Source organism: Pseudoalteromonas sp. AWM4_233, assembly GCF_056158285.1.
Genome location: NZ_JBSWSZ010000146.1, coordinates 1 through 3,343 on the forward strand (window position 1 = coordinate 1; position 3,343 = coordinate 3,343).

The 3,343-nt window shown below is 44.0% G+C and carries 5 protein-coding genes; 3 read left to right on the top strand and 2 right to left on the bottom strand.

Annotation, left to right across the window (positions count from 1 at the left end; translation table 11 throughout):
- Positions 1-235, bottom strand: a 235-nt coding sequence (locus ACXAC4_RS27650) for an ATP-binding cassette domain-containing protein (protein ID WP_475168465.1), incomplete at its 3' end; no start/stop codon positions are given.
- 255 nt (positions 236-490) lie between these two features.
- On the opposite strand from ACXAC4_RS27650, the gene plsY reads away from it, so the two are divergent.
- From plsY to yidD, 3 genes are all read left to right on the top strand, one after another.
- A complete protein-coding gene (gene plsY / locus ACXAC4_RS27655) occupies positions 491-1,090 on the top strand; it encodes a glycerol-3-phosphate 1-O-acyltransferase PlsY (protein WP_474968592.1) in 600 nt (199 codons plus the stop codon).
- 146 nt (positions 1,091-1,236) lie between these two features.
- A complete protein-coding gene (folE2, locus tag ACXAC4_RS27660; protein WP_474971429.1) occupies positions 1,237-2,181 on the top strand; it encodes a GTP cyclohydrolase FolE2 in 945 nt (314 codons plus the stop codon).
- On the top strand, positions 2,178-2,411 hold the full coding sequence (yidD, locus tag ACXAC4_RS27665; protein ID WP_474968591.1) for a membrane protein insertion efficiency factor YidD: 234 nt from the start codon (positions 2,178-2,180) through the stop codon (positions 2,409-2,411). Before folE2 ends, yidD begins: the two co-directional genes overlap by 4 nt.
- Before the next feature lie 383 nt (positions 2,412-2,794).
- On the opposite strand, the gene ACXAC4_RS27670 is transcribed toward yidD, so the two are convergent.
- Positions 2,795-3,301 carry an alpha/beta fold hydrolase gene (locus ACXAC4_RS27670; RefSeq protein ID WP_475168469.1) on the bottom strand — a complete coding sequence of 169 codons (507 nt, stop codon included), beginning with the start codon at positions 3,299-3,301 and terminating at the stop codon, positions 2,795-2,797.
- Positions 3,302-3,343: the final 42 nt, after the last annotated feature.

Below are 3,343 nucleotides of genomic sequence, written 5' to 3' on the forward strand. Positions count from 1 at the left end.
CGATGTTCCAACGCAGTTCATGAACGTTGTATTCTTTAATGTCCTTATTATGTATCGCTATCGTCCCATCAGTTGGATGAATGAGCCGGTTGATCATTTTCATCGTCGTTGTCTTTCCACATCCACTCGGACCGATCAGGGTGAGCAGTTCCCCTTCTTTCACCTCGAGATTTATATGTTTTAAAGCCGCCGTCCCATCCGGGTACGTTTTGGACACATCTGTAAAAGTTATCATGCATTTCCTCCATAAACTAAAGACCGTACTATTTACCCACATTCACACACCTTGAAACCTATTGCAATTATTCAACCTTCCCGCACAAAAGCGGTGGAAAAGCCTTGTCACAACTTTTCTGATTGGTATAATAAGATGTTGCGGCGTTTGATTTGCAGCTTTCCGTCATATACATAGAGGTTCTTGGAAGAAAGAGAAGCTGATAGAATTTTCCGTTCTTTCTCCAACGTCGTCATGATAAAATAAAAGAAAGTAATGAAGGAGTTGAACTTATTGGAATATCTACTCTATTCCCTTACCGCCTATCTCCTCGGCTCCATTCCATCAGGACTGATCGTTGGAAAAGTGGGTTATGGCACAGATATCAGAGAACATGGCAGCGGAAATCTCGGTGGGACGAATACGTTCCGCGTTCTCGGAGTAAAAGCCGGCTTGATCGTTACGATTGCCGATATTTTAAAAGGGACGCTGGCTGCCGCCCTTCCATTTTTTCTCGGAGCAGAAGTCATCCCGCTTATTATAGGTATTTTTGCCGTGATTGGTCATATGTATCCCGTATTTGCCGGGTTCAAGGGAGGGAAGGCCGTCGCTACGTCCGGAGGCGTGATTCTCGGAGTGAACCCTCTGGTGTTTCTTGTACTTGTGCTATCGTTTTTCATCCTATTATATTTGACCAAATATGTATCCCTTTCCTCAATGGTGTGCGGGCTTGTCGGGATAACAGCTTCCATCCTTCTGCAGGAGTATGGCTTGACGATGGTGATATCTGTCTTTACGATTTTTGTCATCTACCGGCACCGCTCTAATATTAAAAGAATCATCAATAAGACAGAACCTAAAATCACGTGGATGTAACACGAAAGCCTGTCCTCCAAGGATAGGCTTTCTTTAATTGAAGCATCCTAGATAGACGGCACATTTCCATAAGCATTCCATTGTCATTAAAGAAATACATAAGGTATACTTTGACATAGAAAGAAGGCCTGAAAGGAGTCCTTGCTATGAATAAAACCGAACTAAATCAGACAAAACAGCTGCCTACTAAAGAAGAAAGACATAAATTATTCGGGTCTGTCGATCCAGGTCCGCGCACGAAACCCGTTGAAAAAGATCAGATGGCTGATCTTCAAAATTCAAGAAAAGATTTTCTATTCGATATTGATATGGTCGGTATTTCCAACGTGAAGCATCCGATCCGTATCCCAAGCAGCATGACCCCGCAGATTCAAACGACCATCGGTACTTTTTCCTTTGGTTCCTCGATTGCTAAAGGCAGTAAAGGAACGAATATGAGCCGGTTCACTGAACAGCTTGATAAATATCACAACGAAGGTTTTGCCATAGATATTGAAACATTGAAGCAGTTCACCGAAGAACTGGCCGGACGCCTGAAACAGACGGACGCTGAAGTGGAAGTCACCTTCCCATGGTTCTTTGAGAGGAAAGGTCCTTATTCCGACCTGACAGGAATGAATCATGCGGATGCCACTATCCGGGTGGAGTACGATCAGGAGACCAGTCATGATGTCACGGTATCCCTGACTGGGAAAATTACGACGCTGTGCCCATGCTCGAAGGAAATCAGTGAGTACAGTGCGCACAATCAACGCGGGAATGTGACGATGACGGTCAAACTGACAGACGACTTCAATGAACAGGAGATCGATTGGAAAGCTGCCCTGCTGGAAGCCGCTGAAAGCAATGCAAGTGCCAGGATCCACCCGGTGCTCAAACGTCCGGATGAGAAAATGGTCACGGAGCAGGCCTATGAGAACCCTCGGTTTGTCGAGGATATCGTCCGTCTTGTCGCTGCCGATCTGTATGAATATCCATTTGTGGAATCCTTTGAAGTTCAGTGCCGGAATGAGGAATCGATTCACCTTCACGACGCAGTGGCTTCCTTGAGCTACGACAAGAAGCTGGAGCGTACACAGGAAGAACGATGAAACAGGTCATGATCGGCATGATCCGTTTTTATCAAAAGGGAATCAGCCCCTTTTTTCCACCGAGCTGCCGTTTTCAGCCTACCTGCTCCTCATACGGACTTGAGGCTTATAAGCGCTTTGGCTTTTTTAAAGGAACATGGCTGACGGCGCGGCGGATTTTAAAATGCCATCCTTTCCATCCGGGTGGATTCGACCCTGTACCGATGAAAAAAGAACACGCAGACAAGTAAAGCGGAGACGGAACGTTTACCTTCTCCTCTTTACGGATATAGCAGGATATAGATGATTTTTAATGACAGGAGTTGAGCTGAGATATGAATTTAACTGTAACCGAAGAAGCTGCCGAATGGTACGAAAATGAACTCGATATTGATGAACAGGCCCATCTCCGTTTTTACGTCAGGTACGGTGGGAGGTGCTGACGCAGGAAGTTACCAAAGTCCATTTAACCTTAGCAATACGTAACTGAACGAAGTGACGATAAAACGTATTGCTAAGGTTAACGACGGTTAGATTCACCTCTTACACAGCACCTATAGCTTAATTATTGCGCAAACATGGTACAAAATAAAGTTTTCGGCAGTAAAAAGCGGCAATTTTTTGCCGCTTTTTATTAAAGTACTGATTTTAGGAAATTTAAACTTTCAGCTCGATGTGAAATAAAAGGCGCATGTGACGCTTTTGATAAAACCTCTGCTTGGAAGTTAACGTTTAAGGCCTTCATTTTAGCAATGCTTCGTCTTGGCACTAAAGAGTCTAACTTCCCAAATAAGCCATATATTGGCTGTTCGAGCGTGCTAAAAACCTTCCGATAATCATCATTTAAAAGAATATCGAGCCCAGAACTCAACGCTTCGGAGTTTGCCTCTGGCGCTTCTAATAACCAAGCTCTTAATTGTTTAACATCTTGCTTAGCGTGTTCTGACCCCATAGCTTGTATCGCTAAAAAACGTTCTATAGTCTTTGCACTATTCTCAAGCAATTGCGCTTTAAAGTTTTCTAGCACCTCTACCTTAATACCTGACCAACTATCTGATTCAGCAAAAAACGGCGTTGAGGCAATTAGCACTACTTTGTTTACCTTTTGTGGATAGTACTTTGCAATATGAAGCGCAACCAAGCAGGTGCTGTGTAAGAGGTGAATCTAACCGTCGTTAACCTT